This is a genomic window from Pseudomonas halotolerans (assembly GCF_039581215.1).
Taxonomy (GTDB): domain Bacteria; phylum Pseudomonadota; class Gammaproteobacteria; order Pseudomonadales; family Pseudomonadaceae; genus Aquipseudomonas; species Aquipseudomonas tehranensis.
Map to the genome: position 1 here is coordinate 310,068 of NZ_JBCNTJ010000004.1, position 22,690 is coordinate 332,757.

A 22,690-nucleotide genomic window follows, 5' to 3' on the forward strand; every position below is an offset into this window, starting at 1 on the left:
GCCATGAACGAGCTCGACAACGCTGTCTCGCTCACCGTCGGCGGGCTGGATTACGGCGGCTGGAAAAGCGTGGAAATCAGTGCGGACCTGGAGCGGCAGTTCCGCACCTTCAAACTCGACATCACCTGGCAGTGGCCGGGGCAGACCCAGTCGGTGCCGATTCGTCCGGGGGATGAATGTCAGGTGCGCATCGGTGCCGACCTGGTGCTCAGTGGCTACGTGTTCAAAGCCCCGGTCAGTTATGACGGACGCCAGATCAGCCTGAGCATCGAGGGTGGCTCCAGGACCCAGGACTTGGTGGACTGCGCGGCGATCAATCGCCCAAGCCAATGGCGTGGGCAAACGGTGCTGAGCATTGTCCAGGCCCTGGCTTCGCAATATGGCGTGGGAGTGATCAGTGAGATCCCTGAAACCGCTCGGTTGAGCGAACACAGCATCGTGCCGGGGGAAACGGTCTTTCAATCCATCGACCGTCTGCTGACGTTGTTTCGGGTGTTTTCCACCGACGACGCCGAAGGCCGCGTGTTGCTGGCTAAACCCGGTAGTGGCGGGCGAGCCAATGATGTGCTGGAACTGGGTAAAAACATTCTCTCGGGCAACGCAGCGATGGACTACAGCCAGGTGTTCTCCGAATACCGGGTCATCGGCCAGCACAAGGGCAATGATCAGCAGAGCGGGGCGGCGGTGAGCGAAGTCTCCGGCACCGCTACGGACCTGGGCTTCAAGCGCAAGCGGGTCACGGTGATCAGCGAAAGCGCGCAATTGACCTTCGAACTGGCCCAGCAGCGAGCCGACTGGGAAAGCGCCATCCGCACTGGCAAGGCCCTGACCACGACCTACCGCGTGCAGGGCTGGCGTCAGGCCAATGGCGATTTGTGGCGGCATAACACCCTGGTGCGGGTGATCGACCCGGTGCTGGGGTTTGACGGCGACATGCTGATCTCCAAAGTGACGTATTCACTGTCTGCCCAAGGCTCCGTCACCACCCTGCAAGTCGCCCCGCCCCATACGTTCGACGCGAACCCGACGCCACCCAAATCCTGAGCCCAACGCAAAACGCCTTGTGGGAGCGGGCTTGCTCGGGAAAGCGGTGGGTCAGCTTGCATCGATATTGGCTGCACTGCCGCCTTCGCGAGCAAGCCCGCTCCCACAGTATTTCGAGACCGCCTCCAAAGTTTCCGCCCACCACAGATCCCTTGTGGGAGCGAGCTTGCTCGCGATGGCGGCAGTGCAGCCAATAGAAATGTTGATCCAAACATCGCGTTCAAGTCCCTGATTCCAAGGAAACCTCAATGAGCCTACTGACTCGCCTCCTGGCGCGCGGCACCGTCGTGCTCGCCAATTCGGCCACCAAGCTGCAATCGCTGCAAATGCGCCTCACCGCCGGTGAAGTGAACGACGACATGGAGCACTTCGAACCCTACGGCTTCACCAGCAATCCGCTGGCCGGGGCCGAAGGGATCGCCACGTTCCTGGGCGGTGACCGTTCCCATGCCGTGGTGCTGGTGGTCGCCGACCGTCGTTTCCGCCTCAAGGCCCTGGCCCCTGGTGAAGTGGCGATCTACACCGACGAGGGCGACAAGATCCACTTCAAGCGCGGCCGGGTCATCGATATCCAGACTGCGACCCTGAACATCCGCGCCAGCAGCGCGGTGAACATCGACAGCCCGGTCATCAACCACACCGGCAAGTTCGTTTCCCAGGGCGATCAGATCGCCGGCGGCATCAGCCAGATCAAGCATGTGCACGTCGGCGTGCAGGCCGGTAACGGCCAGACCGGCATGCCGGCGGGAGGCCAGTGATGTTCATCAGCCAGAACCTGCACGCCGCGCTGACCCGCTCGGTGCTGATCAGCCTGTTCACCTGGCGCCGCGCCGTTGACGACGATGCCGTGGATGACGAGCAACGTTTCGGCTGGTGGGGCGACACTTTTCCTACCGTCGCCGACGACCGCATTGGTTCGCGGCTGTGGCTGCTGCGCCGGGTCAAGCTGACCCGGCAGACCCAGCTCGACGCCGAATTCTATGCCCGCGAAGCCTTGCAATGGCTGATCGACGACGGCCATTGCAGCGCCATCGACATCATCAGCGAACGCCTCGATGCCCAGCGCCTGAATCTGCGCACGGTTTTGACCCTGGCCGACGGCGAGCGCCTGGACATCAACCCCGATAACAGTTGGCAGGTGACCTATGCCGTTTGAAACCCCTTCGCTGCCGGTGCTGATCAAGCGCGCCCAAAGCGACCTGGCCAGCGATTCGCTGCGCCAGTCCGATGCTCAAGTGCTGGCTCGCACCCTGGGTGGCGCCGCCTACGGCCTGTATGGCTATCTGGATTGGATCGCTGAGCAGATCCTGCCGGACAAGGCCGACGAATCCACCCTGGAACGCATCGCCGCCCTGCGCCTGAACCAGGCGCGCAAAGCGGCCCAGATGGCCAGCGGTAGCGTCAGCTTCACCGCCACCGCGGGCGCGGTGCTGGATGTCGACACGCTGCTGCAATCCACCGATGGGCGCACCTACAAAGTGACCAGCGCGCGCACCACCAGTAATGGTCTGAACAGCACCACTGTCGCCGCGTTGGACGCCGGCAGCCTGGGTAATGCTGATGCCGGGCTGGTGTTGACGCCGGTGCAGCCGATCCTTGGGATCGGCAACAGCTTCACCGTGCTGGCGCCGGGGCTGACCGGCGGCCTCGCCCGGGAAAGCCTCGAATCCTTGCGAGCCAGAGTGATTCGCTCCTACCGCGTCATCCCCCACGGCGGTTCCGCGCAGGACTATGAAACCTGGGCTCTGGAATGCCCTGGCATCACCCGCGCCTGGTGTCGCGGCAGCTACCTGGGGCCGGGCACCGTTGGCGTGTTCGTCATGCGTGACGACGACCCACAGCCGATTCCCAACGCCGAGCAACTGGAAGAAGTCCGGGCCTATATCGAGCCACTGCGCCCGGTCACTGCCGAAGTGCATGTGCTGGCGCCAGCCCAGGTGCCGGTGACCTACCGGCTGCGCATTACCCCGGACACCAGCGCCGTGCGCGCCGCCATCGAAGCGCAACTGCGGGACCTGCATAACCGCGAAGCTGGCCTTGGCGAAACCCTCCTGCTGACCCACATCGCCGAAGCCATCAGCAGTGCCACCGGGGAAACCGACCACACACTGACTGCCCCCATCGCCGATGTGGTGGCCGCCAGCAATCAGTTGCTGACCTTCGGAGGCTGCGTATGGCTGGAATAAGAACCGCCGAGCAATACCAGGCCCAACTGCGCAGCCTGCTGCCCAGCGGCCCGGCATGGGACCCGGAGCGGGTGCCGGAACTGGAAGAGGTGCTGCAAGGCATCGCCCAGGAACTGGCGCGTCTCGACGCCCGCGCCGCCGACCTGCTCCACGAAATGGACCCGGCGGGTGTGAGTGAACTGGTGCCGGATTGGGAGCGGGTGATGAACCTGCCCGACCCGTGCCTGGGTGCTACACCGCTGTATGACGACCGCCGTTTGGCGGTGCGTCGGCGGTTGTTGGCGGTGGGCAGCCAGGCCATCGCTTATTACGTGGAAATTGCCAAGAGCCAGGGTTATCCCAACGCCACCATCACCGAACTCAAGGCCCCCCGCATGGGCCGCGCCCGTTTCGGTGAAGCCCACTTCGGCACCTGGCAGGCGCAATTCATGTGGACCCTCAACACCGGCGGCCGGCTGCTGCTCGGCCGACGTTTTGGCGCCAGCTATTGGGGGGAGCGTTTCGGTGTCAATCCGGGCTCGGCGCTCGAGTGCCTGATTCATCGTAGTGCGCCGGCGCATACGAAGGTTCACATCAATTATGACTAGGGAGTAGATGAATGGATTATCCGAAGAGTGTACCCAGCGCAGGCCTGGTGAATGGGAAGTTCGTGGATGAAAATCCGCTGACCGGGACGCCGGGGTCGTTGATTCCGGCCGCTTGGGGAAATGGCGTGACCCAGGAGATTGTGAATGTCATCAAGGCGGGGGATTTGACACCGGATGAGACCAACAATGATCAACTGCTCCAGGCGATTCAATCGGTCACCGCGAAGGCCTGGAACCAGGACCTTGCTCTACCGCTCGCCGCGTTGCCGCTGCCCACAATCGCAACGGCCGATGCACGTCTGCCAATAACGCCAGCAGCAGTATCAACCAGTGGCGGGCGCGTTTCGATTCCGGCGGGCGTGTATATCAGCATTGCTCAGGAAGTGGTGAGCGGGCGGTTGGGCCGGTCACGTACCTTTGTAACTTCGGCCTGGAGCAGTACCGATTTATTGCCCAGCGCCAGCTATTTTCTAAGAGCACAGGTCATAGGCGGTGCACTGACGTTCTATGTGCAGCGCGGAAGCTTGTATGACCTCCCGCCGGAGTTCTTGAAGGGGACTGTCAACGGCGCGTCCGGCGGCGGATTTGCGTCCAACCCTCTGGACATGTGCCTGGCCTGGGTGATGACCGGAGCGCCGGGCTCCTTGCCGACGATTCGCACGATCTATAACCGTGCGCAATTGACCTGGACGCAAACGGTGAATGGCAGTGGAGTGGTATATCTGCCGCTGGATCCCCACGCCCGTGCAGCACGGCTTGTGGCGGGTAATCCGACACCCGCGCCGAACGTCGTAACCTCGCTGTCGTTTGTTCAATCCGGGTGGCTTGGGGGCAACTACAGCTACCTGTCACCCGTCGCTACAACTCCTGGCAACAATGCCGTGGGCTGGGCGAACCCCGCAAGTCCGTATATGTGCGTGTTGTTTTCCAACAACGTCGTCAATGACGTAAGCGTCTCCACGGTCACGGCCAGTTTTGACCATGCCCAATCGCGTTCTCTTTGGCAGTCGTATCAGGCCGAGCACACATTAGGCGCCACTAATGCCGATAGCGACGAGTTGCTATTGAGCATGGGGATCAAGGGGCACCAGGCCCTGACGGATTACAGCGTGGGTATCGGCGTCAACTTTATCAACGCAGTCAACGTTCACCTGTCCTGGGAGCTGATCCGATGAAAGTCATTCAAGAACTGCACCAGTACGAAGATGGACTTCGCCCGCTTGCACCTTCATCCGCCCATATCTGGGAGGACGGTACTTGGGTGCTTACTGAAGAGAATGCCGCCGAGCAGTTGCGCCAGGAAGCCGAGCGCTTGTGCGCCACGGTCGATACCGCTGCCGACAGCGCCCGTCGCACGTTGGCCGGCGACCCCTTGCGTGCTTTGGAATACCAACGAGCCGCCTTGGAGGCGCAGGCCTTCAAGGATCAGGGCTACCCAAAAAAAGCCATCCCACTGGCCGTTTCTGCGTGGGTCGTCAAAGGGCGCACAGCCAGGCAAGCGGCGGATCAGATTCTCGCCAAGGCCGCCGAATTTGAAGCGAACCTGCTGGCGCTTCGCGAACTGCGCCTCAAGGCCAAAGCACTGATTCGCGCACACATGGCCAAAGGCAAGGCGGATCTTGCCAGCCAAGCCGCTGATGAGGTGCTTGCGACTATCCGAGCGCTACCTCTTCGCGCTTGACCCCCATCCCATAGAGAGCAATAAAACATGGATTATCCAAAAAGTGTTCCCAGCGTCGGGCTGGTGAACGGTCGGTTCGTGGACGAAAATCCGCTGGCGGGCACTCCAGGGTCGTTGATTCCGGCGGTGTGGGGAAACAGTGTCACCCAAGAAATCCTCGGCGTGATCTCCTCGGCCGGCATGACGCCGTCCGAAGCGGATAACGGCCAGTTGATCAAGGCACTGCAAACCATTCTCGGGCGTAGTAGTCCGATGCGTTCAGTCGTCACGCGGCTTACCACATCAAAGGTGTTGGCCGCCGACGAGTTGGGGCTGGTGCTGATTGATGCAAGTGCTGGTGCGAGCACTGTAACCCTACCTGCGGCTAATGCGGCGCTCGGTGTTCGCGATGTGATTGTGCGGCGTGTGGATAACAGTGGTAACCGTCTGACGGTGCGGGCCTCCGGTAGCGACAGAATTCGCTTTCATACTCATTTGGCGGCCAGTGGCTATCCGTTTCTGGTGTTGATGGGCAGCGGTGACTGGTGGCATCTGCGCAGTGATGAAACTGGGGTTTGGTGGCCGGTGGGACGGTTCGATGCGACGGCGCTGGGGCGTATTTCCTTTGAGAGCACGCGTCAGGTCATTCCCGGTGGGTATGCGGTGCTTAATGGAAATTTGCTGGTGCGTAGCGATTGGCCGTGGTTGTGGGATTACGCGCAATCGTCCGGTGCGTTAGTGACGGAGGGTTCCAGAGGAGGGAACGAGGGCGCGTGGACCAGCGGTGACGGTGCGACGACTTTTCGACTTCCGGATATTCGCGGTGAATTCTTGCGCGTGCTGGATGAGGCCCGCGGGGTGGATGTCGACCGTTCGGCGGGAAGCAGACAAATGTATTCCCTTGAAAGCCACAACCACTTTTTGCCCACCAGTTCAGGTAGTGCTAATCGTCCAGGGCCTAGTATTGCTGATGGTTCTTGGGACGTGACCCGCGACGTTAATGCTGCTCCTGCAACGGGAATAGTCGGTACGACGTACCCCAACCCACTGTTCTTTTCCAGTGGAGAGCTTGTAGGCAATATTGGTACTTTCAGTGCTGAAACTCGTCCCAGAAACATCGCCTATCCCGCCCGAATCAAGCTGATCTGAGGTAGTTATGTTTATTTATCTGTTCGATGATTCCGGTGTTCTATCTGGCCCGGTAGAGCTTTTCGTAACGCCCGGTATGGGCATCCAAATTCCCAGTAACGGCATTCAACTTTCCTTCGAACTTCCAGCCGCTCAAGAACATCATTCGTGGGTCATGGTGAACGGCGTTCCACGAGAAATGGTGGACTGGCGCGGTTCGGTGTATCGCAAGGACAACGGCGCTCATCTGGAGTGGACCGAGTTCGGCCAATTGCCGGACATATACACAGCCGAACCATGGCCGGGCAATTACTATGTATGGCGCGATACTACCTGGGTGTTTGACGAGATGCTGCAACTGGCCGACCTCAAGCGCGAAGCCTTGTCAAAGCGCGATAAATTGCTGCGCGAAGCCGTTCAGAAAGTCGCTCCTTTCCAATACGCCGAAGACATTGGCGACGCCAATGATCAGGAACAACTGGCCCTGATGGAGTGGAAGCTTTACAGCGTCGAGTTGAACCGTATCCAGCATCAAACCGGTTTTCCAACCGACATTAACTGGCCGGTCGTGCCTGAGTCTGCGGCTTAAAGCGCCACGGACCGAACCGCTTAAACCTTCTCAATTTTTTCGGGCTCTGTTGGGCGAATCAACAGGCGCAGTTTTCTATTGCCTGTTTTTTGGCCGTTTGAATATCAAGGGAGGAAAACGTGGACTATCCAAGAAGTGTGCCCAGTGCGGGTTTGGTGAATGGCAGGTTTGTGGATGAGGATCCCTTGACCGGGACGCCGGGCTCTTTGATCCCCGCCAGTTGGGGTAATGGCGTCACGCAGGAGGTGCTCAATGTCATTCAAGCCGCCGGGCTGACGCCATCGGAACAACTGAGCAATCAACTGTTGACGGCGTTGCGTGGCAACGGGTTATTTACCACCGCCGCGCAGTTTGACAGTGACGGGTCCGTAGCCACCACGGAGTTCGTGAGACGTAGCGGGCTGCAGTATTCCGGCTTTACTGCGTACGCAACCAATACCGCGTTGACGCTGGCGCATATCGGTGGAGCCGTCAGTTTTGCCAGTGCTACGCCGATCAGCGTCACGCTGCCTGGCACTACCGGAATCATGCATGGGGCGACGCTGACACTTATTAACGTCGGTGTCGGCGTGGTCACCCTATCGACGGCCTCGGCTGCCGATACGATAGGTTCGTCAAGTGCCGCATTGGGGCCAATCGATCTGGGGCGGGGTGAAACGGCTGAGTTCGTTAAACTCGATAGCCAATGGCGGTTGATCGGCGGCACCATTGTGCTGAAGTACACCTCGTTGTTTTCAGGTCATCTCGGTAATCCGGGTTATCAAAAATACGCCAGTGGGATTATCGATCAATGGGGAGCTGGCACGACCGATGCTAACGGCGATGTGTTCGTCACTTTTCCTATTTCATTTCCAACCGCTTTTGCTTCTGTTGTAGCCAACCATGTCGGCGGTGATGGTGCGGTGGTTATTCTCGTTGGAGGAAGCGGTACTAAGCAGGGCTGTCGTTTCCGGGTCCGTAATATGGATGGACAGGCGATGGCCGGGTGGGGTGTGTATTATTTTGCGAAGGGGTATTGAGTGAACGAATTCACTGTGTTGTTCAGTCCAAGTACCTGCGGCGCTTATGTCCCGGGTATCAATACTTCGGATATTCCAGAAGATGTCATAGAAGTCCCCAGGGCCTATTGGCTATCGTTGCTTCAGCAACTGGCAATGTCAGCCAAGAAAATTTCAGTCAATCCTGACAATGGTTATCCCATCCTCGTAGATCCACCTCCTCTGACGTCAGGCCAAGCTGCTGAGAACGAGTATGCGTGGCGCAATGCCCAGCTCTCGGCAACGGACCGTCTCGTCGCGCGGGATCGCGATGAAATGGACGACGGTAGCGGCACCACACTGGACCAGACGCAATACACACAACTGCAGACGTACCGACGGGCCCTCAGGGACTGGCCACAGGATGAGCTTTTCCCTGCTGCTGAGTATCGTCCGGTCGCGCCACCCTGGCTGGCCGAGCAACTTCAATAACGCCTTCGATGAACTGACCTATGGAAGTTACCCAACAGCAACTCATCAACATCATGCCCAACGCCCGCTCCCAAGCGGGCGTTTTCGTTTCGGCCCTTAACAGCGCCATGTCCAGCCATCGTATCGACACGCCCAAACGTATTGCCGCGTTTCTGGCCCAGGTTGGCCATGAGTCGGGGCAATTGCGCTATGTACGCGAGCTCGGCGGTGATCAGTATCTCAGTAAGTACGACACGGGGCCGTTGGCCGTTCGCTTGGGCAATACACCCCAGGCCGACGGCGACGGTCAGCAATATCGGGGGCGCGGGCTGATTCAGATTACCGGGCGCGACAATTATCGACGTTGCAGTCTGGGTTTGTTTGGCGATGAGCGATTGCTGGCATTACCGCAACTGCTGGAGCAACCGCAATGGGCGGCTGAGTCTGCCGCCTGGTTCTGGGATCAGAACGGTTTGAACGAACTGGCTGATCGTGACCAGTTCAACAGCATCACCCGGCGCATCAACGGTGGTTTGAATGGCCTGCAGGATCGTCTGCAACTCTGGGCGCGGGCGAGGGCGGTGATATGTCAGCCTTCGATTTGATACCTTTTTCTTCTCGCACCCTTGGCATCGCTGTGTTGCTGGCGTTGGTGGCCGGCGGTCCGGCGGTGTTGGCGTGGCAAGTCCAGGCGTGGCGTTATGACCGACGACTGGCGCAAACGGCCCAAATTCAAGCGCAGATGTTGAATCAAATAACCCAGGCGGCAGCGATTCAACAAAAGGCCGAGCAAGACAAACGCCTGGCCTTGGAACAGCAACTCTCCGCCAGCGAACAATCCCATTACCGAGCCTTGAGCGATGCCCAACGTGATCAGGATCGCTTGCGCGATCGCCTTGCTACTGCCGATGTCCGGCTGTCAGTCCTCCTTGACGCCGGCGATGTTGCCGCCGGTTGTGCAGTGCCGGCCACCGCCGGCGCCGGCGGCGTGGATCATGGCCCCCTACGCGCCCGACTTGACCCGGCGCATGCTCAACGAATTGTCGCCATCACCGACGAAGGGGATCGCGGATTGATCGCTCTGCAGGCCTGTCAGGCGTACGTCAGGGCATTGGGGCGGTGATCCGGCGAGCCTTGCAAGCCTGGCATGCTCGTGTACGGTAGGGCCCATTGCATCGAATCAGGAGCGCATCATGGAAGACATTACCGAACTGGCCGCTGAGCTGGGCCGACGTCTGCAGCGGGTCAATGCCCATGTGACCACGGCCGAGTCCTGCACCGGAGGCGGGATTGCTGAGGCGATCACTCGTATTCCCGGGAGTTCGGCGTGGTTCGAGGCGGGTTATGTCACCTATTCCAACCGCCAGAAGACTCAGCAACTGGATGTGCCGGCCGAGCTGTTTGCAACGGTGGGGGCGGTCAGTCGCGAGGTGGTGGAGGCTATGGTGCGGGGCGCGCAGCAAAAAAGCCTGGCGCGTTTTGCTGTGGCGGTCAGCGGCGTGGCCGGTCCTGATGGCGGTTCGCCGAACAAACCGGTGGGTACGGTGTGGCTGGCCTGGGGCGTTGGTGACACGGTCGTCAGCGAGCAGCGGTTCTTTGCCGGCAACCGCGACGAAGTCCGCCGACAAACGGTGAAGGCCGCGCTAGAGGGGCTGTTGCAACATGCCGCCGCAGAAATCTCAAATCAGGGGTAGGCGATCCTCAATCGCTGTGGAATAATACTGGCTACTTATACAGGTGTTGGCCGTCAGGCCTTATTGATTACGTGAGGACTTTAATGGACGACAACAAGAAGAAAGCCTTGGCTGCGGCCTTGGGTCAGATCGAACGTCAATTCGGCAAGGGTGCCGTAATGCGTATGGGCGATCAGGACCGTCAGGCTATTCCTTCCATCTCCACCGGCTCCCTGGGCCTGGACATTGCGCTTGGCATTGGCGGTCTGCCAAAAGGCCGTATCGTTGAAATCTACGGTCCTGAGTCTTCCGGTAAAACCACGCTGACCCTGTCCGTGATCGCTCAGGCTCAAAAAGCCGGTGCGACCTGCGCTTTCGTCGATGCCGAACACGCCCTGGACCCGGAATATGCCGGCAAGTTGGGCGTTAACGTCGATGACCTGCTGGTTTCTCAGCCGGACACCGGTGAACAGGCCCTGGAAATCACCGACATGCTGGTGCGTTCCAACGCCGTTGACGTGATCATCGTCGACTCCGTGGCTGCACTGGTACCCAAAGCGGAAATCGAAGGTGAAATGGGCGACATGCACGTGGGCCTCCAGGCTCGTCTGATGTCCCAGGCCCTGCGCAAGATCACCGGCAACATCAAGAACGCCAACTGCCTGGTGATCTTCATCAACCAGATCCGTATGAAGATCGGCGTGATGTTCGGCAGCCCGGAAACCACTACCGGTGGTAACGCACTGAAGTTCTACGCCTCGGTTCGCCTGGACATCCGTCGCACTGGCGCGGTGAAAGAAGGCGATGAGGTTGTCGGCAGCGAAACCCGCGTCAAGGTTGTGAAGAACAAGGTCGCTTCGCCGTTCCGTCAGGCAGAGTTCCAGATTCTTTATGGCAAGGGCATCTACCTCAATGGCGAGATGATCGACCTGGGTGTGTTGCACGGTTTCGTCGAAAAATCCGGCGCCTGGTATGCCTACAACGGCACCAAGATCGGTCAGGGCAAGGCCAACTCGGCCAAGTTCCTGGCGGACAACCCGGAAATTGCCGCAACCCTCGAGAAGCAACTGCGTGACAAGCTTCTGAGTCCGGTGGCGGACGTCAAGTCGGTCGCTAACCGCGAGACTGCAGACGACCTGGCTGACGCTGACATCTGATCGATTCGATGACCGTCGTACTCGATACCCTCGTCGCGGTGCGACGAACTGCAATGGACCTGCTCGCCAGGCGTGAGCACGGTCGAGTCGAGCTGACCCGCAAACTGCGTCAGCGCGGCGCTGCCGATGAGCTGATCGACACGGCCCTTGACCGTCTGACGGAAGAGGGTTTGTTGTCGGAGTCCCGCTACCTTGAGAGCTTTGTCTCTTATCGCGCTCGCTCTGGATACGGCCCCTTGCGAATTCGTGAGGAACTCGGTCAGCGTGGTTTGCAGCGCCCGGACATCGAACTTGCCCTGCGCGAAAGCGGTATCGATTGGCAGGCGCAACTGACGGACACCTGGCGCCGCAAGTTCTCAGGGCATTTGCCCATCGATGCAAGAGAGCGAGCCAAGCAAGGGCGTTTCCTGGCATATCGAGGATATTCCATGGAAATGATCAACCGTTTGTTCAGCGGTCGCGGCATGGACGACTAAACAACAACGGCCCGCTATTTTGATAGCGGGCCGTTTTTTTATGGGTTCAGGTCACCTTGATCGGCTCCCAGGTGAGGGGTTGGACCTTGGTGGCGGGCTCGGCCCAGTTTTCCGACAGGTTGATGTAATCCACCAGTTCCCTCAAACGACCGTGATCGCGGGCATTGAAGGTAAAGGCCAGTCGGGTCAGATGGCTGAAACGGGCCTCGTCGTGTTCCTCGCCGGCGTAGGCGTGTTGATGAAAACAATCGTTGAGGCACAGGTCGGCAAACTCCGCCTGCAAATGCCCAAGGGCCTGTTCGTTCAGCTTGTGATTCATACGGATCACGAATTGATGTTTGAGCCAGCGGCTGGAGTGGAAGTTGCTGTAGAACTGATTGATCTCCTCTACGGCCTCTTGAGCGCTGTACACCAGGCGCATCAACTTCATGTCGGTTGGCAGGATGTAGCGGTTTTCCTCCAGTTGCTCACGGATGAAGTGCAGGGCGCCTTGCCAGAACTTACCCCCCGGTACATCCAGCAGCACCACCGGCACCAGCGGGCTTTTACCGGTTTGCACCAACGTCAGGACTTCCAACGCTTCATCGAGGGTGCCGAAACCGCCCGGGCAGAGCACCAGTGCGTCGGCCTCTTTGACGAAGAACAGCTTACGGGTGAAGAAGAAGTGGAACGGCAGCAGATTTTGCGTGCCTTCAACGGTCGGATTCGCATGCTGTTCGAAAGGCAAGGTGATGTTGAAGCCCAGGCTGTGGTCCCGGCCGGCACCTTCATGGGCCGCGGCCATGATGCCACCGCCGGCGCCAGTGATGACCATCATGTCCGAGCGTGCCAACTCCGCCCCCAGTTCCCGGGCCAGGCCATACAGCGGATGTTCGATGGGCGTTCGTGCCGAGCCGAAGACCGTGACCTTGCGTCGTCCCTTGAATTGTTCGAGCGTACGGAAAGCGTGCTCCAGTTCCCGCAGGGCCTGCAGCGTGATCTTGGCATTCCAGCGGTTGTGATCTTCCTGGGCCATGCGCAGGACGGTCAGGATCATGTCGCGGTAGATGGGGAGGTTCGGGCTGTTGGGGGAGACCAGCTTGAGTTGCTCTTCGACCTTGCGGGTGAGGTCGAGTCCATGGTTCTCAAAATGACGACTCAGCAAGTCATTCGGTTTGTAAGGCATTCAGCTTCTCCTTCTTGGCAAAACCCCAGCCCGAACGAGAGATTCGTCAGGGCCACGACACTCCGTGTGTCGTTGTCAGCCCAGGACCATTGCCTGGACGTTCGACCTGGTTCGACGCGGCGTGCGGCAGGCACCAAGCCATCCTGCGGGTTCTGCGTTTCCCTTGTATGAAAGAACGGTCACGCGCAAGGTGTCGGCAGGGCAGCCTCGTTCTGCCCGAAGCAAAGAGATACCTTTGAATCTAGTCCCTCGCGCGGATCTTCGCTGCCTTGATCATGGCGCTCAAAAAACATCGTTGGCAACTGCTCAAATGCCATGCCGCTCGTCAGATTGCCTACTGGGTGCGTGCCGCTCTGATTTACTGATGAGCAAGGATTCAATGCAGTGGGACGTCCAGGACTGGGCGCCATGCGATGGATTGAAGTGGAAAGGGCAGGGAGGCAGGACGGATGACCAGAGTGACTTTGGAACTCGACAGGCAGCTGTACCTGACGCTGTTGGAAGCGGCTCAGGCTAATCGGGTAAGTCTCGAAGAGGAATGCTGTCGCCGGCTGGAAGGTCGAGCGTGGCGTTCGCGCTACCTGCAGGCGCTGGTGGCGGAACTGCGCGCCGACGATGAGCAGCGGCGCGCCAGTTCGGGTTGATTATTTCTTGGTCTTGGCCGGTTTCGGGCAGTCCGACTCCTGGAAGCGCTCAGTGGCGATGGGGCGATTGGTCTTCACTTCGGTGAACTCGTAGCGCATGGTCGCGCCCTGAGCCATCAGCTTGCGCAGGCCTGGGTTGGTACACACCGTGGCGCCCAGTTGGAAATACACGGCTTTGGGGTCGGCACGCATTTTCTGGGCGTGGCTGTTTTGCACGCTCAGGTGATTGATCAGCTCAGTGCCTTCTACGGTATAGCCCTGGTCGAGAATGTCCTCGTTGATTGCCCGGGGCGTGCCGGCGCTGCTTTGGGCGGCTACATTGCGCAGCATCTTGTTCAGTTCGAGTTCTTTCAGCGAAGCGGCCTGTGCGCTGACGGACGTCGCCAGCAGCACGGCAACGGTGGGGACGATAAGGCGCAGCATGAAACTCTCCTGGTTCAGTGACTGGTGGTTCGACCGATCACATGACTGTGCGTTCAGTGGCGGCAAATTATAGGGGAGGCCGGGCGGAGGGTACAGGTTTACACGCTCTGGTAGACTGCCGGCCTTTACCCTGTCGAGTCTTGTTCGTGTCGAGTTTTCCTGTCTGTCGGCGTCGCCTGCGATGAACCATGCCCCCAACGCTGTAGCCCGTCTGCGCGACCAGCGCATCGATGAGGGCATCAAGCCGATTCAGGCCCGTGGCTGGCGCGCGCCCCGTTGCAGTGCCTGCCGGGTGATAGAGAGTCATTGCCTGTGCGCCTGGCGCCCGAGTGTCGAGGCGCGGTCGGGTGTTTGCCTGATCATGACCAACAAGGAAGTATTCAAACCGAGTAACACGGGTTGGCTGATTGCCGACGTTGTGCGGGACAATCACGCTTTCATCTGGTCACGCACCGACGTCGACCAGCAACTGCTGGCGCTGCTCAACGACCCGCAATGGCAGCCGTACCTGGTGTTTCCCGGTGAGTATGTCGAGCCAGCGCGGGTCACTCATACCGTCAACCTCGATGAGGGCAAGCGTCCATTGTTCATTCTGCTGGATGCGACCTGGACCGAGGCGCGCAAGATTTTCCGCAAAAGCCCGTATTTCGACCGTTTGCCGATTCTGAGCCTGCTGCCCGACAGGCTATCGCGCTACCGTTTGCGCCGCTCGACTCGCAGCGAACATCTGTGCACCGCCGAAGTGGCGGCCTTGTGTCTGGAACTGGCGGGGGACAGTGGCGCTGCGTCGGCCCTGGATGCCTATTTCGACGTGTTCAGCCAGCATTACCTGGGGGCGAAACGACAGCAGGAGGTGGATGTGTCCACTCCGGCCCACGCCGAGTTGCAGCCCTTTATTCGTACCGCGCCGCCAGTGTTGGCCTAATAGTGGCGCATACTCAACACGGTAGCGGCCGTGCTGCTTGACCACCCCGGTTTCGCTGGGCATGCTTGGCGCCGATTAGGGTACGGCCAAGGTTTGAAACGCCGGGTTATTACGTGTTGGCGTTGAACGTACCCCTTTGATGCCGCTGCATGTCGGTGTCTTGAGTTGCTTGGGCGAGGCTGAGTGCATCGGGCTTGCCATTAAAAACAGGATCATTTGAACAATGGCCACATACGAAATCCTGATAGCCGATGACCATCCACTCTTTCGCAGCGCGTTACATCAGGCAGTGACCATGGGGCTCGGTCCCGATGTCCGACTCACGGAGGTGGCCAGTATTGCGGAACTGGAGGCCCGGCTGACTGAAAAGGCCGATTGGGATCTTGTCCTGCTGGATCTGAATATGCCCGGCGCCTATGGTTTTTCCGGGCTGGTGCTGCTACGCGGCCAATACCCACAAATTCCCGTGGTGATGGTCTCGGCACAGGAAGAAGCTTCGGTGATGGTCAAGGCCCGGGAGTTCGGGGCCAGTGGTTTCATTCCTAAATCCAGTTCCCTTGAGATGATTCAGGTCGCCGTGAAGGCGGTTCTGGATGGCGATGTGTCCTGGCCTCCCCAGGCATTCGAAGCCGTGAGCGTGTCCGACGAAGCCAAGGCCGCCAGCGAAGGGCTGGCCAGCCTCACCCCGCAGCAGTTCCGTGTGTTGACCATGGTGTGTGAAGGTCTGCTGAACAAGCAGATTGCCTACGAGTTGAGCGTGTCCGAAGCCACCATCAAAGCCCATGTCACTGCAATCTTTCGTAAACTGAATGTACGCACCCGGACCCAGGCGGCCTTGCTGCTGCAGCAACTTGAGTCCATTTCACCGCAATCGTAGCGTCTTGTTCACGTTTTTTTGACCGGGTTTGAATTAGCTTCTCCACCCCTTTTTGATCAGTTGCCCACTTATGTCGCCTTTTAAAGGCCAAACCGGCCTGAAACGCATCCTCAACGCCTCCGGCTATTCTCTGGATGGCCTGCGCGCGGCTTTTGTCGGTGAAGCCGCGTTTCGTCAGTTGGTTCTGGTCAACGTCGTCCTGATTCCGTTGTCGTTCTTCCTCAATGTCAGCCGTGTCGAACAGGCGCTGCTGATTGCGGTCTGCCTGCTGGCGTTGATTGTGGAGTTGCTCAACTCGGCAGTGGAGGCGGCCATTGACCGCATTTCCCTGGAGCAGCACCCGTTGTCGAAAAATGCCAAGGACATGGGTAGTGCCGCTCAGTTCGTTGCGTTGACGATGATTGCCTTGGTGTGGGGCCTGATTTTGCTCTAGTGCCCCGGCGCTCAGGCAATGGGGGGCAAGACGATTTCGTCGCTGCGCTGCACGCCGGCGGTGAACGCCCGGCACAGTTCAAGGAACTCGCGCATGGCCGATGTCTGGTATTTTTGTTTATGCCAGATGAAATAAAACTGCCGGGCCAGGTCCATGTCCGGGGTTTCCACGGCGACGAGGCTGCCGCGCCGGAAGGCGTCGCGCAGGGCCAGGCGTGAGATGCAGCCAATCCCCAGGCCTGATTCCACGGCCCGCTTGATGGCTTCGGTGTGTTCCAGTTCCAGACGCACGTTCAGCGCACTGCGATGGTGACGCATGGCCTGGTCAAAGGTCAGGCGGGTGCCGGAGCCCTGTTCCCGCAGAATCCACGCTTCATGGGTCAGTTCCTCCATGGTCGCCTGGCCACGTTTGGCCAGCGGATGTTGAGGGGCGCAAAACACCACCAGCTCATCCTCGACCCAGCTCTGGACCTCGATGTCCGGATGGCTGCAGTCGCCTTCGATTAGACCCAGATCAATTTCATAGTGGGCAACCTGGTGCACGATATTGGCAGTGTTTTGCACGTGCAGCTTCACCTGGCTTTCCGGATGACGCTGCATGAAGCTGCCGATCAGCAAGGTCGCCAGGTAATTGCCGATAGTCAGCGTCGCGCCGACCGCCAGTGAGCCGAAACCGGACTTGCCGTTGAGCAGGTCTTCGATCTCCTTGGACTGGTCCAGCAGTGCCACCGCCTGGGGCAGCAGTTGTTTGCCCAAGGCGTTGAGACTCAGGCGTTTGCCGGCGCGGTCGAACAATTGGCAGCTGGACTGGCGCTCCAGTTCGGTGATGGAGGTGCTGGCCGCCGACTGCGAAAGATTGAGCAGGCCCGCAGCACGGGACACGCTTTCTTGCTGGGCGACGGCGACGAAGACTTGAAGTTGACGGAGAGTAAATCGCATATCTATATAACCGATAACCCTTATCTTGATAATTCATTTAACAGATATTGTCGCCGCCATTAGAATGCGATGCAATTGCGCAAATTAACGACGCAGGCATCATTCCCAGGAGTCCCCGTACATGAGCAACATGAACCACGAGCGTGTCCTCAGTGTTCATCACTGGAACGACACTCTGTTCAGCTTCAAGTGCACCCGTGATCCGGGCCTGCGCTTCGAGAACGGTCAGTTCGTGATGATCGGCCTGCAGCAGCCCAACGGCCGCCCGCTTATGCGCGCTTACTCGATCGCCAGTCCGAACTGGGAAGAGCATCTCGAATTTTTCAGCATCAAGGTGCCTGACGGTCCGCTGACTTCCCAGTTGCAGCATCTGAAGGAAGGCGACGAGATCATCATCAGCAAGAAGCCCACCGGCACCCTGGTGCTGGACGATCTCAAGCCGGGCAAGCATTTGTACCTGCTCAGCACCGGCACCGGCCTGGCGCCATTCATGAGCGTGATCCAGGATCCGGAAACCTACGAGCGTTTCGAAAAAGTGATCCTGTGCCACGGCGTGCGTTACGTCAATGAAGTCGCCTACCGCGAGTTCATCACTGAGCACCTGCCGCAGAACGAGTTTTTCGGCGAAGCCCTGCGTGACAAGCTGATCTACTACCCGACCGTGACTCGCGAGCCGTTCGAGAACGAAGGTCGCCTGACCGACCTGATGCGCAGCGGCAAGCTGTTCCGCGACATCGGCCTGCCGCCGATCAACCCGCAGGACGACCGTGCCATGCTGTGCGGCAGCCCGAGCATGCTCGACGAGACCAGCGAAGTGCTCAACAGCTTCGGCCTGACCGTTTCGCCGCGCATGCGTGAGCCGGGTGATTACCTGATCGAGCGGGCGTTTGTAGAGAAGTAAGCCTGTTTGGATAAGTGTGGAGTGGGGTGTCAGCCGACATAGTCGTTGAATGTTGGACCGCTTTCGCGAGCAAGCCCCACACATTGGATCCTAGTGAACGCGAATCTTGTGTTCACCAGGAATCCAGTGTGGGAGCGGGCTTGCTCGCGAAGAAGGCGACTCGGTCCAACAGTGGCCCCACAAAGAAGCCCGCGCTACCTGAGGAAGGTAGCGCGGGCTTTTTCGTTTCTGGCGGTTACGATTTCGCCGCAATCACTTCCAGCACCTTGATCACCCCCGACTGCGGATAATGCCAACGCACGTCCACATCCCAGAACTGCGCACCATACTTCCGGTCGGGCGCAGGAATCTGGTACGCCGGACGTGGGTCTTGGGCCAGGCACTGTTCGATCAGCTCCACCAGGGGTTCTTCCAGGCGCTTGGCGTGGTCGCGGGCCTGATGCAGGGCAGAGCTGGCCCATCGCACCGCAATCAGCTCAGGCGCTGCGCTGGCGATGTTGTTGTGCGCCGAGCCGATGATGTCCGCGTAGGGCACGTAGGGTTTGATATCCAGCACCGGGGTGCCGTCCAGCAGGTCGATGCCCGAGATCCACAGGCGCCCGGCTTCGACCCGCTCCAGTTTCACCACCGACTGGCCTATGCCGTTGGGGCGATGGGTGGCGCGAGTGGCGAAGACCCCCATGGACGTGTTGCCGCCCAGACGCGGCGGGCGCACCTTCAGCCGTGGCTTGTCTCCCAGGGCCTGGTGGAACAGGAACAGCAGCCAGACATGGCTGACCTGCTCCAGGCCCTGCACGGCATCGCCTTGATCGAATGGCGCCACCAACTCCAGCACACCGCGCGCGGCCGGGGCCAGTTGCGGTTGGCGGGGAATGGCGAACTTCTCCTTGAAGCAGGAGCGGACGAAGCCGATGGGGGAGACGTTGTAGGGCATTTGAAAAAGCTTCAAGTTGCAAGCGACAAGCTGCAAGCCTTGAACTTGTCGCTTGAAGCCTATGGCTGCTGTTTATGCTCTGACGCGCAGCGTCAGGCCCTTGAGGAAGTTGCGCAGCAACTGGTCGCCGCACGGGCGGTAGTTGGTGTGGCCGAACTTGCGGAACAAGGCGCTCAGTTCCGGTTTGGACACCGGGAACTCGGCGGCCTTGAGGATGGCGTGCATGTCGTCTTCCTTCAGTTCGAAGGCCACTCGCAGCTTCTTGAGGATGATGTTGTTGGTGACCGGCACTTCGATCGGCTGCGGCGGACGGCTTTCGTCCTTGCCGCGCTTGAAGATCACCAGGCCGTCGAGAAAATGCGCCATGACTTCGTCAGGGCAGAACACGAAGCCTTCTTCCTCGTCTTTCTTGAGGTAACCCACCAGATCCGCCATGGGCACTTCCAGGCCGCCCAGCTTGATGATCTCGATGACTTTCTTGTCGCTGATGTCGAGCATGTAGCGCACGCTGCGAAGTACGTCGTTGTGAACCATGTGTGCAATCCTGATCAATCGGCAGTGGGCGCCGCAGCTCGGTGCGGCGCCGGAAAAAAGAAACTAGAACTTCTCTTTGGTGGACAGGTAACGCCACTGGCCCAGGGGCACCTTACCGATGGACACGCCGCCGATGCGGATGCGCCGAATGGCCACCACCTTGAGGCCGACCGCCTGGCAAAACAGTGCGATCACCCCCGGTTGCGGGTTCTTCATGGCAAAGCGCAAGCGGTTCTCGTTCTGCCAACTGGCTTTGACCGCCGGCAACTCCTTGCCTTTGTAGGTCAAGCCATGGTTCAGGCGATTGAGGCCATGGGCGACCATTTCGCCTTCGACTTCCACCACGTATTCCTGCTCGATCTTGGCGGCGTCGGCGGTGAGCTTGCGCAGAATCTTCCAGTCCTGGGTGAACACCAGCAACCCACTGGCGTTGGCCTGCAGGTCGGCGCTGGCGGTCAGGCGCAGAAAGTGGCCTTTGAGGGGGCGCTTGCCGAAGCGGTGTTCTTCGCTCAGGGTCTGTGGCCCAAGGGAGGCCATCGCCGTGTCCGCATCCATGCCCGCCGGGGCGTTCAACAGCAGGGTGACCGGCTCTGGCGCGGTGGCCTTGGCCTCTGGGGCGAGTTCGACGTTCTGGGTGGTGACCTTGAACTGCGGCTCGTCGATCACTTCGCCGTCCACGGTGACCCAGCCGCCCTCGATGAACAACTCAGCCTCCCGACGGGAACAGCCGACGAGTTCGATGAGGCGTTTGGAGAGACGAATCGGGTCAGTCATGACAGGGCCGTAACAAAAAGAGGGTGGGCATTGTACCTGCCTGGCGCCGGTTAATCGCGGGTCCATTTGCCTTTTAGCCGCGTTGGGCCTTCAGGTCGGGCTGTTTGTAGCGCATATGCAGCAGCGGGTACGGCTGGTTCATGCCGTCCTTTGCCGAACGGCCCACCACTTCGAAGCCTTGCTTGAGGTAAAAGCCCAGGGCTTGCGGGTTCTGTTCGTTGACATCCAGTTGATCGGCGTTCATGTGCTCCATGGCATAACGCAATAGCTGTTTGCCAAGGCCTTGGCCACGGTGTTGCGGGTCGATGAAAAGCATCTCGATCTTGCCGGCCGCGACACCGGCGAAACCGGTAATGCGTTGGCGAGCGTCCCGGGTGCAGATGAGCATGACTGCGTCCAGATAACGGGTGAGCACCAGGTTCTTCAACAGTTCGATGTAGCTGTCCGGCAGAAAATCGTGGGTGGCACGTACCGAGGCCTCCCAGACCCGGGTCAGTTCCTGGTAGTCGCTGGGTTTGGGTGTATGGATGACCGAATGCTGACGCATGCCCGCCTGCTCCTTGTGCTGATGCCTTGGTTTCTCCATACGATAGCCGTAAAAAAGCCCCGCATCTTGTCGCAAGAGCAGGGTTTGTTTATTTTTCGCAGCGCTAGAACGTGTGGGAGCCGAGCTTGCTCGTGATAGCGTCCTGTCAGCCAACATTAATGCTGACTGCTCCACCGTCATCGCGAGCAAGCTCGGCTCCCACAGGTATTGCTGTGCCCTTAAAAATGCGGCAGATCAGCCGATCTGTTCAGCCCACAGATCGTACTCGTCGGCGTCGGTCACCTTGCACCAGACCTTGTCGCCCGGCTTGAGGTTGCTGCCGTTGTCGATGAAGACGTTGCCATCGATTTCCGGGGCGTCGAAGAAGCAGCGGCCGACGGCGCCTTGCTCGTCAACTTCATCCACCAGCACTTCGATTTCACGGCCGATGCGCATTTGCAGGCGCGCCGAGCTGATGGCCTGCTGGTGCGCCATGAAGCGCTCCCAGCGGTCCTGTTTAACTTCGTCGGGCACCACGTCCAGGTCCAGGTCGTTGGCGGGGGCGCCTTCGACGGGCGAATACTGGAAGCAACCGACGCGGTCGAGTTGGGCTTCGGTCAGCCAATTGAGCAAGTACTGGAAATCTTCCTCGGTTTCGCCGGGGAAGCCGACGATGAAGGTCGAGCGGATGATCAGGTCCGGGCAGATCTGGCGCCAGTTCTTGATACGGGCCAGGGTCTTGTCTTCGAAAGCTGGGCGCTTCATGGCCTTGAGGACTTTCGGGCTGGCGTGCTGGAACGGGATGTCCAGGTACGGCAGGATCTTGCCGGCGGCCATCAGCGGGATCAGTTCGTCGACATGCGGATACGGGTAAACGTAATGCAGGCGGACCCACACACCGAGGGTGCTGAGGGCTTCGCACAGTTCGGTCATGCGGGTCTTCACCGGCGCGCCGTTCCAGAAGCCGGTGCGGTATTTCACGTCGACGCCATAGGCGCTGGTGTCCTGGGAGATGACCAGCAACTCCTTGACGCCAGCCTTGACCAGGCGCTGGGCCTCGTCGAGTACATCACCCACCGGGCGGCTCACCAGTTTGCCGCGCATCGACGGAATGATGCAGAAGCTGCAGCTGTGGTTGCAGCCTTCGGAAATCTTCAGGTAAGCGTAGTGGCGCGGGGTCAGCTTGATGCCTTGTGGCGGCACCAGGTCGATCAGCGGGTTGTGGTCCTGTCGGGGCGGCACCACGTCGTGTACGGCATTGACGACCTGCTCGTACTGCTGCGGACCGGTCACGGCCAGCACGCTGGGGTGCACGTCGCGGATATTGCCTTCTTCCACACCCATGCAGCCGGTGACGATGACCTTGCCGTTTTCCTTGATGGCTTCGCCGATCACTTCCAGGGACTCGGCCTTGGCCGAATCGATGAAGCCGCAGGTGTTGACCACTACCACGTCGGCGTCCTGATACGTGGATACGACGTCATAACCTTCCATGCGCAACTGGGTCAGGATGCGCTCGGAGTCGACCAGAGCCTTCGGGCAACCCAGGGATACGAAGCCAACCTTGGGGTTGGCCGGCGCGGTAGTGGTGGACATGTCTAACCTCGGTGTAGGGGAGATCGTCTCTGTGGAGACAGGACGCTTGACGCGCCTCTGATCAAAAAGTGC

The 22,690-nt window shown here is 59.6% G+C and carries 29 protein-coding genes; 21 read left to right on the forward strand and 8 right to left on the reverse strand.

Annotation, left to right across the window (positions count from 1 at the left end):
* Positions 1-3 precede the first annotated feature (3 nt).
* From AAIS01_RS08180 to recX, 16 genes are all read left to right on the forward strand, one after another.
* Entirely contained in the window at positions 4-1,044 is a 1,041-nt protein-coding gene (locus tag AAIS01_RS08180) for a phage baseplate assembly protein (RefSeq protein ID WP_343468555.1), read from the forward strand.
* 248 nt (positions 1,045-1,292) lie between these two features.
* On the forward strand, positions 1,293-1,802 hold the full coding sequence (locus AAIS01_RS08185) for a phage baseplate assembly protein V (RefSeq protein WP_343468556.1): 510 nt from the start codon (positions 1,293-1,295) through the stop codon (positions 1,800-1,802).
* Positions 1,802-2,200 carry a phage GP46 family protein gene (locus AAIS01_RS08190; protein WP_343468557.1) on the forward strand — a complete coding sequence of 133 codons (399 nt, stop codon included), beginning with the start codon at positions 1,802-1,804 and terminating at the stop codon, positions 2,198-2,200. Before AAIS01_RS08185 ends, AAIS01_RS08190 begins: the two co-directional genes overlap by 1 nt.
* On the forward strand, positions 2,190-3,230 hold the full coding sequence (locus AAIS01_RS08195; protein ID WP_343468558.1) for a baseplate J/gp47 family protein: 1,041 nt from the start codon (positions 2,190-2,192) through the stop codon (positions 3,228-3,230). Before AAIS01_RS08190 ends, AAIS01_RS08195 begins: the two co-directional genes overlap by 11 nt.
* Positions 3,218-3,817, forward strand: a complete 600-nt coding sequence (locus AAIS01_RS08200) for a YmfQ family protein (RefSeq protein WP_343468559.1) — start codon at positions 3,218-3,220, stop codon at positions 3,815-3,817. Before AAIS01_RS08195 ends, AAIS01_RS08200 begins: the two co-directional genes overlap by 13 nt.
* 11 nt (positions 3,818-3,828) lie before the next feature.
* Positions 3,829-4,992 carry a phage tail protein gene (locus AAIS01_RS08205; RefSeq protein ID WP_343468560.1) on the forward strand — a complete coding sequence of 388 codons (1,164 nt, stop codon included), beginning with the start codon at positions 3,829-3,831 and terminating at the stop codon, positions 4,990-4,992.
* Positions 4,989-5,498: a phage tail protein gene (locus AAIS01_RS08210; RefSeq protein ID WP_343468561.1), complete on the forward strand. Its 510-nt coding sequence runs from the start codon at positions 4,989-4,991 to the stop codon at positions 5,496-5,498. Before AAIS01_RS08205 ends, AAIS01_RS08210 begins: the two co-directional genes overlap by 4 nt.
* 27 nt (positions 5,499-5,525) lie before the next feature.
* Positions 5,526-6,626 (forward strand): phage tail protein, encoded by a 1,101-nt coding sequence (locus AAIS01_RS08215; protein WP_343468562.1) that lies wholly within the window; start codon positions 5,526-5,528, stop codon positions 6,624-6,626.
* Between the two features lie 7 nt (positions 6,627-6,633).
* Positions 6,634-7,194 (forward strand): tail fiber assembly protein, encoded by a 561-nt coding sequence (locus tag AAIS01_RS08220; protein WP_343468563.1) that lies wholly within the window; start codon positions 6,634-6,636, stop codon positions 7,192-7,194.
* 119 nt (positions 7,195-7,313) lie between these two features.
* Complete coding sequence (locus AAIS01_RS08225) at positions 7,314-8,213, forward strand: gp53-like domain-containing protein (protein ID WP_343468564.1); 900 nt, start codon at positions 7,314-7,316, stop codon at positions 8,211-8,213.
* Positions 8,214-8,663 (forward strand): phage tail assembly chaperone, encoded by a 450-nt coding sequence (locus AAIS01_RS08230; RefSeq protein ID WP_343468565.1) that lies wholly within the window; start codon positions 8,214-8,216, stop codon positions 8,661-8,663. It begins immediately after the preceding gene.
* Positions 8,664-8,683: 20 nt separating this feature from the next.
* Positions 8,684-9,247 (forward strand): glycoside hydrolase family 19 protein, encoded by a 564-nt coding sequence (locus tag AAIS01_RS08235; RefSeq protein ID WP_343468566.1) that lies wholly within the window; start codon positions 8,684-8,686, stop codon positions 9,245-9,247.
* The gene (locus tag AAIS01_RS08240) at positions 9,229-9,765 is read left to right on the forward strand and encodes a lysis system i-spanin subunit Rz (protein ID WP_343468567.1); all 537 of its coding nucleotides are present in this window, start codon (positions 9,229-9,231) and stop codon (positions 9,763-9,765) included. The genes AAIS01_RS08235 and AAIS01_RS08240 overlap by 19 nt, the downstream gene beginning before the upstream one ends.
* Positions 9,766-9,835: 70 nt before the next feature.
* Positions 9,836-10,336, forward strand: a complete 501-nt coding sequence (locus AAIS01_RS08245) for a CinA family protein (RefSeq protein WP_343468568.1) — start codon at positions 9,836-9,838, stop codon at positions 10,334-10,336.
* 83 nt (positions 10,337-10,419) lie between these two features.
* The gene (recA, locus tag AAIS01_RS08250) at positions 10,420-11,472 is read left to right on the forward strand and encodes a recombinase RecA (protein WP_047230023.1); all 1,053 of its coding nucleotides are present in this window, start codon (positions 10,420-10,422) and stop codon (positions 11,470-11,472) included.
* A gap of 8 nt (positions 11,473-11,480) precedes the next feature.
* Entirely contained in the window at positions 11,481-11,948 is a 468-nt protein-coding gene (recX, locus tag AAIS01_RS08255; protein ID WP_092401050.1) for a recombination regulator RecX, read from the forward strand.
* 46 nt (positions 11,949-11,994) lie between these two features.
* On the opposite strand, the gene AAIS01_RS08260 is transcribed toward recX, so the two are convergent.
* Complete coding sequence (locus AAIS01_RS08260) at positions 11,995-13,113, reverse strand: LOG family protein (RefSeq protein WP_343468569.1); 1,119 nt, start codon at positions 13,111-13,113, stop codon at positions 11,995-11,997.
* A gap of 449 nt (positions 13,114-13,562) precedes the next feature.
* Here AAIS01_RS08260 and AAIS01_RS08265 point away from each other — a divergent pair, with 449 nt between their 5' ends.
* Positions 13,563-13,757, forward strand: coding sequence for a hypothetical protein (locus AAIS01_RS08265; protein WP_092401045.1), 195 nt, complete (start codon positions 13,563-13,565; stop codon positions 13,755-13,757).
* Here the strand turns inward: AAIS01_RS08265 and AAIS01_RS08270 are convergent, their stop codons facing one another.
* On the reverse strand, positions 13,758-14,180 hold the full coding sequence (locus AAIS01_RS08270; protein ID WP_343468570.1) for a PA3611 family quorum-sensing-regulated virulence factor: 423 nt from the start codon (positions 14,178-14,180) through the stop codon (positions 13,758-13,760).
* 181 nt (positions 14,181-14,361) lie between these two features.
* On the opposite strand from AAIS01_RS08270, the gene AAIS01_RS08275 reads away from it, so the two are divergent.
* From AAIS01_RS08275 to AAIS01_RS08285, 3 genes are all read left to right on the forward strand, one after another.
* Positions 14,362-15,105 carry a tRNA-uridine aminocarboxypropyltransferase gene (locus AAIS01_RS08275; RefSeq protein ID WP_343468571.1) on the forward strand — a complete coding sequence of 248 codons (744 nt, stop codon included), beginning with the start codon at positions 14,362-14,364 and terminating at the stop codon, positions 15,103-15,105.
* 223 nt (positions 15,106-15,328) lie between these two features.
* A complete protein-coding gene (erdR, locus tag AAIS01_RS08280; protein WP_305385707.1) occupies positions 15,329-15,982 on the forward strand; it encodes a response regulator transcription factor ErdR in 654 nt (217 codons plus the stop codon).
* Positions 15,983-16,052: 70 nt separating this feature from the next.
* Positions 16,053-16,415, forward strand: a complete 363-nt coding sequence (locus AAIS01_RS08285) for a diacylglycerol kinase (RefSeq protein WP_343468572.1) — start codon at positions 16,053-16,055, stop codon at positions 16,413-16,415.
* Between the two features lie 11 nt (positions 16,416-16,426).
* Here AAIS01_RS08285 and AAIS01_RS08290 read toward each other — a convergent pair whose 3' ends face one another.
* Positions 16,427-17,353: a LysR family transcriptional regulator gene (locus AAIS01_RS08290; protein ID WP_047230031.1), complete on the reverse strand. Its 927-nt coding sequence runs from the start codon at positions 17,351-17,353 to the stop codon at positions 16,427-16,429.
* 121 nt (positions 17,354-17,474) lie between these two features.
* On the opposite strand from AAIS01_RS08290, the gene fpr reads away from it, so the two are divergent.
* Entirely contained in the window at positions 17,475-18,254 is a 780-nt protein-coding gene (gene fpr / locus AAIS01_RS08295) for a ferredoxin-NADP reductase (protein WP_003184787.1), read from the forward strand.
* A 235-nt stretch (positions 18,255-18,489) separates the two neighbouring features.
* On the opposite strand, the gene tsaA is transcribed toward fpr, so the two are convergent.
* The 5 genes from tsaA to rimO form a co-directional block, all read right to left on the reverse strand.
* A complete protein-coding gene (gene tsaA / locus AAIS01_RS08300) occupies positions 18,490-19,188 on the reverse strand; it encodes a tRNA (N6-threonylcarbamoyladenosine(37)-N6)-methyltransferase TrmO (RefSeq protein ID WP_343468573.1) in 699 nt (232 codons plus the stop codon).
* A gap of 72 nt (positions 19,189-19,260) precedes the next feature.
* Positions 19,261-19,722 (reverse strand): YehS family protein, encoded by a 462-nt coding sequence (locus AAIS01_RS08305; protein ID WP_092401030.1) that lies wholly within the window; start codon positions 19,720-19,722, stop codon positions 19,261-19,263.
* Positions 19,723-19,785: 63 nt separating this feature from the next.
* A complete protein-coding gene (locus AAIS01_RS08310; protein ID WP_343468574.1) occupies positions 19,786-20,496 on the reverse strand; it encodes an rRNA pseudouridine synthase in 711 nt (236 codons plus the stop codon).
* Positions 20,497-20,569: 73 nt separating this feature from the next.
* The gene (locus tag AAIS01_RS08315; protein ID WP_343468575.1) at positions 20,570-21,043 is read right to left on the reverse strand and encodes a GNAT family N-acetyltransferase; all 474 of its coding nucleotides are present in this window, start codon (positions 21,041-21,043) and stop codon (positions 20,570-20,572) included.
* A 234-nt stretch (positions 21,044-21,277) separates the two neighbouring features.
* Complete coding sequence (gene rimO / locus AAIS01_RS08320) at positions 21,278-22,618, reverse strand: 30S ribosomal protein S12 methylthiotransferase RimO (protein ID WP_343468576.1); 1,341 nt, start codon at positions 22,616-22,618, stop codon at positions 21,278-21,280.
* Between the last annotated feature and the right edge of the window lie 72 nt (positions 22,619-22,690).

What these genes read in the sequence shown, in the direction of transcription:
- AAIS01_RS08180 (WP_343468555.1), top strand. Translation starts at nt 4, where the DNA reads ATGAACGAGCTCGACAACGCTGTCTCGCTCACCGTCGGCGGGCTGGAT.
- AAIS01_RS08185 (WP_343468556.1), top strand. Translation starts at nt 1,293, where the DNA reads ATGAGCCTACTGACTCGCCTCCTGGCGCGCGGCACCGTCGTGCTCGCC.
- AAIS01_RS08190 (WP_343468557.1), top strand. Translation starts at nt 1,802, where the DNA reads ATGTTCATCAGCCAGAACCTGCACGCCGCGCTGACCCGCTCGGTGCTG.
- AAIS01_RS08195 (WP_343468558.1), top strand. Translation starts at nt 2,190, where the DNA reads ATGCCGTTTGAAACCCCTTCGCTGCCGGTGCTGATCAAGCGCGCCCAA.
- AAIS01_RS08200 (WP_343468559.1), top strand. Translation starts at nt 3,218, where the DNA reads ATGGCTGGAATAAGAACCGCCGAGCAATACCAGGCCCAACTGCGCAGC.
- AAIS01_RS08205 (WP_343468560.1), top strand. Translation starts at nt 3,829, where the DNA reads ATGGATTATCCGAAGAGTGTACCCAGCGCAGGCCTGGTGAATGGGAAG.
- AAIS01_RS08210 (WP_343468561.1), top strand. Translation starts at nt 4,989, where the DNA reads ATGAAAGTCATTCAAGAACTGCACCAGTACGAAGATGGACTTCGCCCG.
- AAIS01_RS08215 (WP_343468562.1), top strand. Translation starts at nt 5,526, where the DNA reads ATGGATTATCCAAAAAGTGTTCCCAGCGTCGGGCTGGTGAACGGTCGG.
- AAIS01_RS08220 (WP_343468563.1), top strand. Translation starts at nt 6,634, where the DNA reads ATGTTTATTTATCTGTTCGATGATTCCGGTGTTCTATCTGGCCCGGTA.
- AAIS01_RS08235 (WP_343468566.1), top strand. Translation starts at nt 8,684, where the DNA reads ATGGAAGTTACCCAACAGCAACTCATCAACATCATGCCCAACGCCCGC.
- AAIS01_RS08240 (WP_343468567.1), top strand. Translation starts at nt 9,229, where the DNA reads ATGTCAGCCTTCGATTTGATACCTTTTTCTTCTCGCACCCTTGGCATC.
- AAIS01_RS08245 (WP_343468568.1), top strand. Translation starts at nt 9,836, where the DNA reads ATGGAAGACATTACCGAACTGGCCGCTGAGCTGGGCCGACGTCTGCAG.
- recA (WP_047230023.1), top strand. Translation starts at nt 10,420, where the DNA reads ATGGACGACAACAAGAAGAAAGCCTTGGCTGCGGCCTTGGGTCAGATC.
- recX (WP_092401050.1), top strand. Translation starts at nt 11,481, where the DNA reads ATGACCGTCGTACTCGATACCCTCGTCGCGGTGCGACGAACTGCAATG.
- AAIS01_RS08260 (WP_343468569.1), bottom strand. Translation starts at nt 13,113, where the DNA reads ATGCCTTACAAACCGAATGACTTGCTGAGTCGTCATTTTGAGAACCAT.
- AAIS01_RS08265 (WP_092401045.1), top strand. Translation starts at nt 13,563, where the DNA reads ATGACCAGAGTGACTTTGGAACTCGACAGGCAGCTGTACCTGACGCTG.
- AAIS01_RS08270 (WP_343468570.1), bottom strand. Translation starts at nt 14,180, where the DNA reads ATGCTGCGCCTTATCGTCCCCACCGTTGCCGTGCTGCTGGCGACGTCC.
- AAIS01_RS08275 (WP_343468571.1), top strand. Translation starts at nt 14,362, where the DNA reads ATGAACCATGCCCCCAACGCTGTAGCCCGTCTGCGCGACCAGCGCATC.
- erdR (WP_305385707.1), top strand. Translation starts at nt 15,329, where the DNA reads ATGGCCACATACGAAATCCTGATAGCCGATGACCATCCACTCTTTCGC.
- AAIS01_RS08285 (WP_343468572.1), top strand. Translation starts at nt 16,053, where the DNA reads ATGTCGCCTTTTAAAGGCCAAACCGGCCTGAAACGCATCCTCAACGCC.
- AAIS01_RS08290 (WP_047230031.1), bottom strand. Translation starts at nt 17,353, where the DNA reads ATGCGATTTACTCTCCGTCAACTTCAAGTCTTCGTCGCCGTCGCCCAG.
- fpr (WP_003184787.1), top strand. Translation starts at nt 17,475, where the DNA reads ATGAGCAACATGAACCACGAGCGTGTCCTCAGTGTTCATCACTGGAAC.
- tsaA (WP_343468573.1), bottom strand. Translation starts at nt 19,188, where the DNA reads ATGCCCTACAACGTCTCCCCCATCGGCTTCGTCCGCTCCTGCTTCAAG.
- AAIS01_RS08305 (WP_092401030.1), bottom strand. Translation starts at nt 19,722, where the DNA reads ATGGTTCACAACGACGTACTTCGCAGCGTGCGCTACATGCTCGACATC.
- AAIS01_RS08310 (WP_343468574.1), bottom strand. Translation starts at nt 20,496, where the DNA reads ATGACTGACCCGATTCGTCTCTCCAAACGCCTCATCGAACTCGTCGGC.
- AAIS01_RS08315 (WP_343468575.1), bottom strand. Translation starts at nt 21,043, where the DNA reads ATGCGTCAGCATTCGGTCATCCATACACCCAAACCCAGCGACTACCAG.
- rimO (WP_343468576.1), bottom strand. Translation starts at nt 22,618, where the DNA reads ATGTCCACCACTACCGCGCCGGCCAACCCCAAGGTTGGCTTCGTATCC.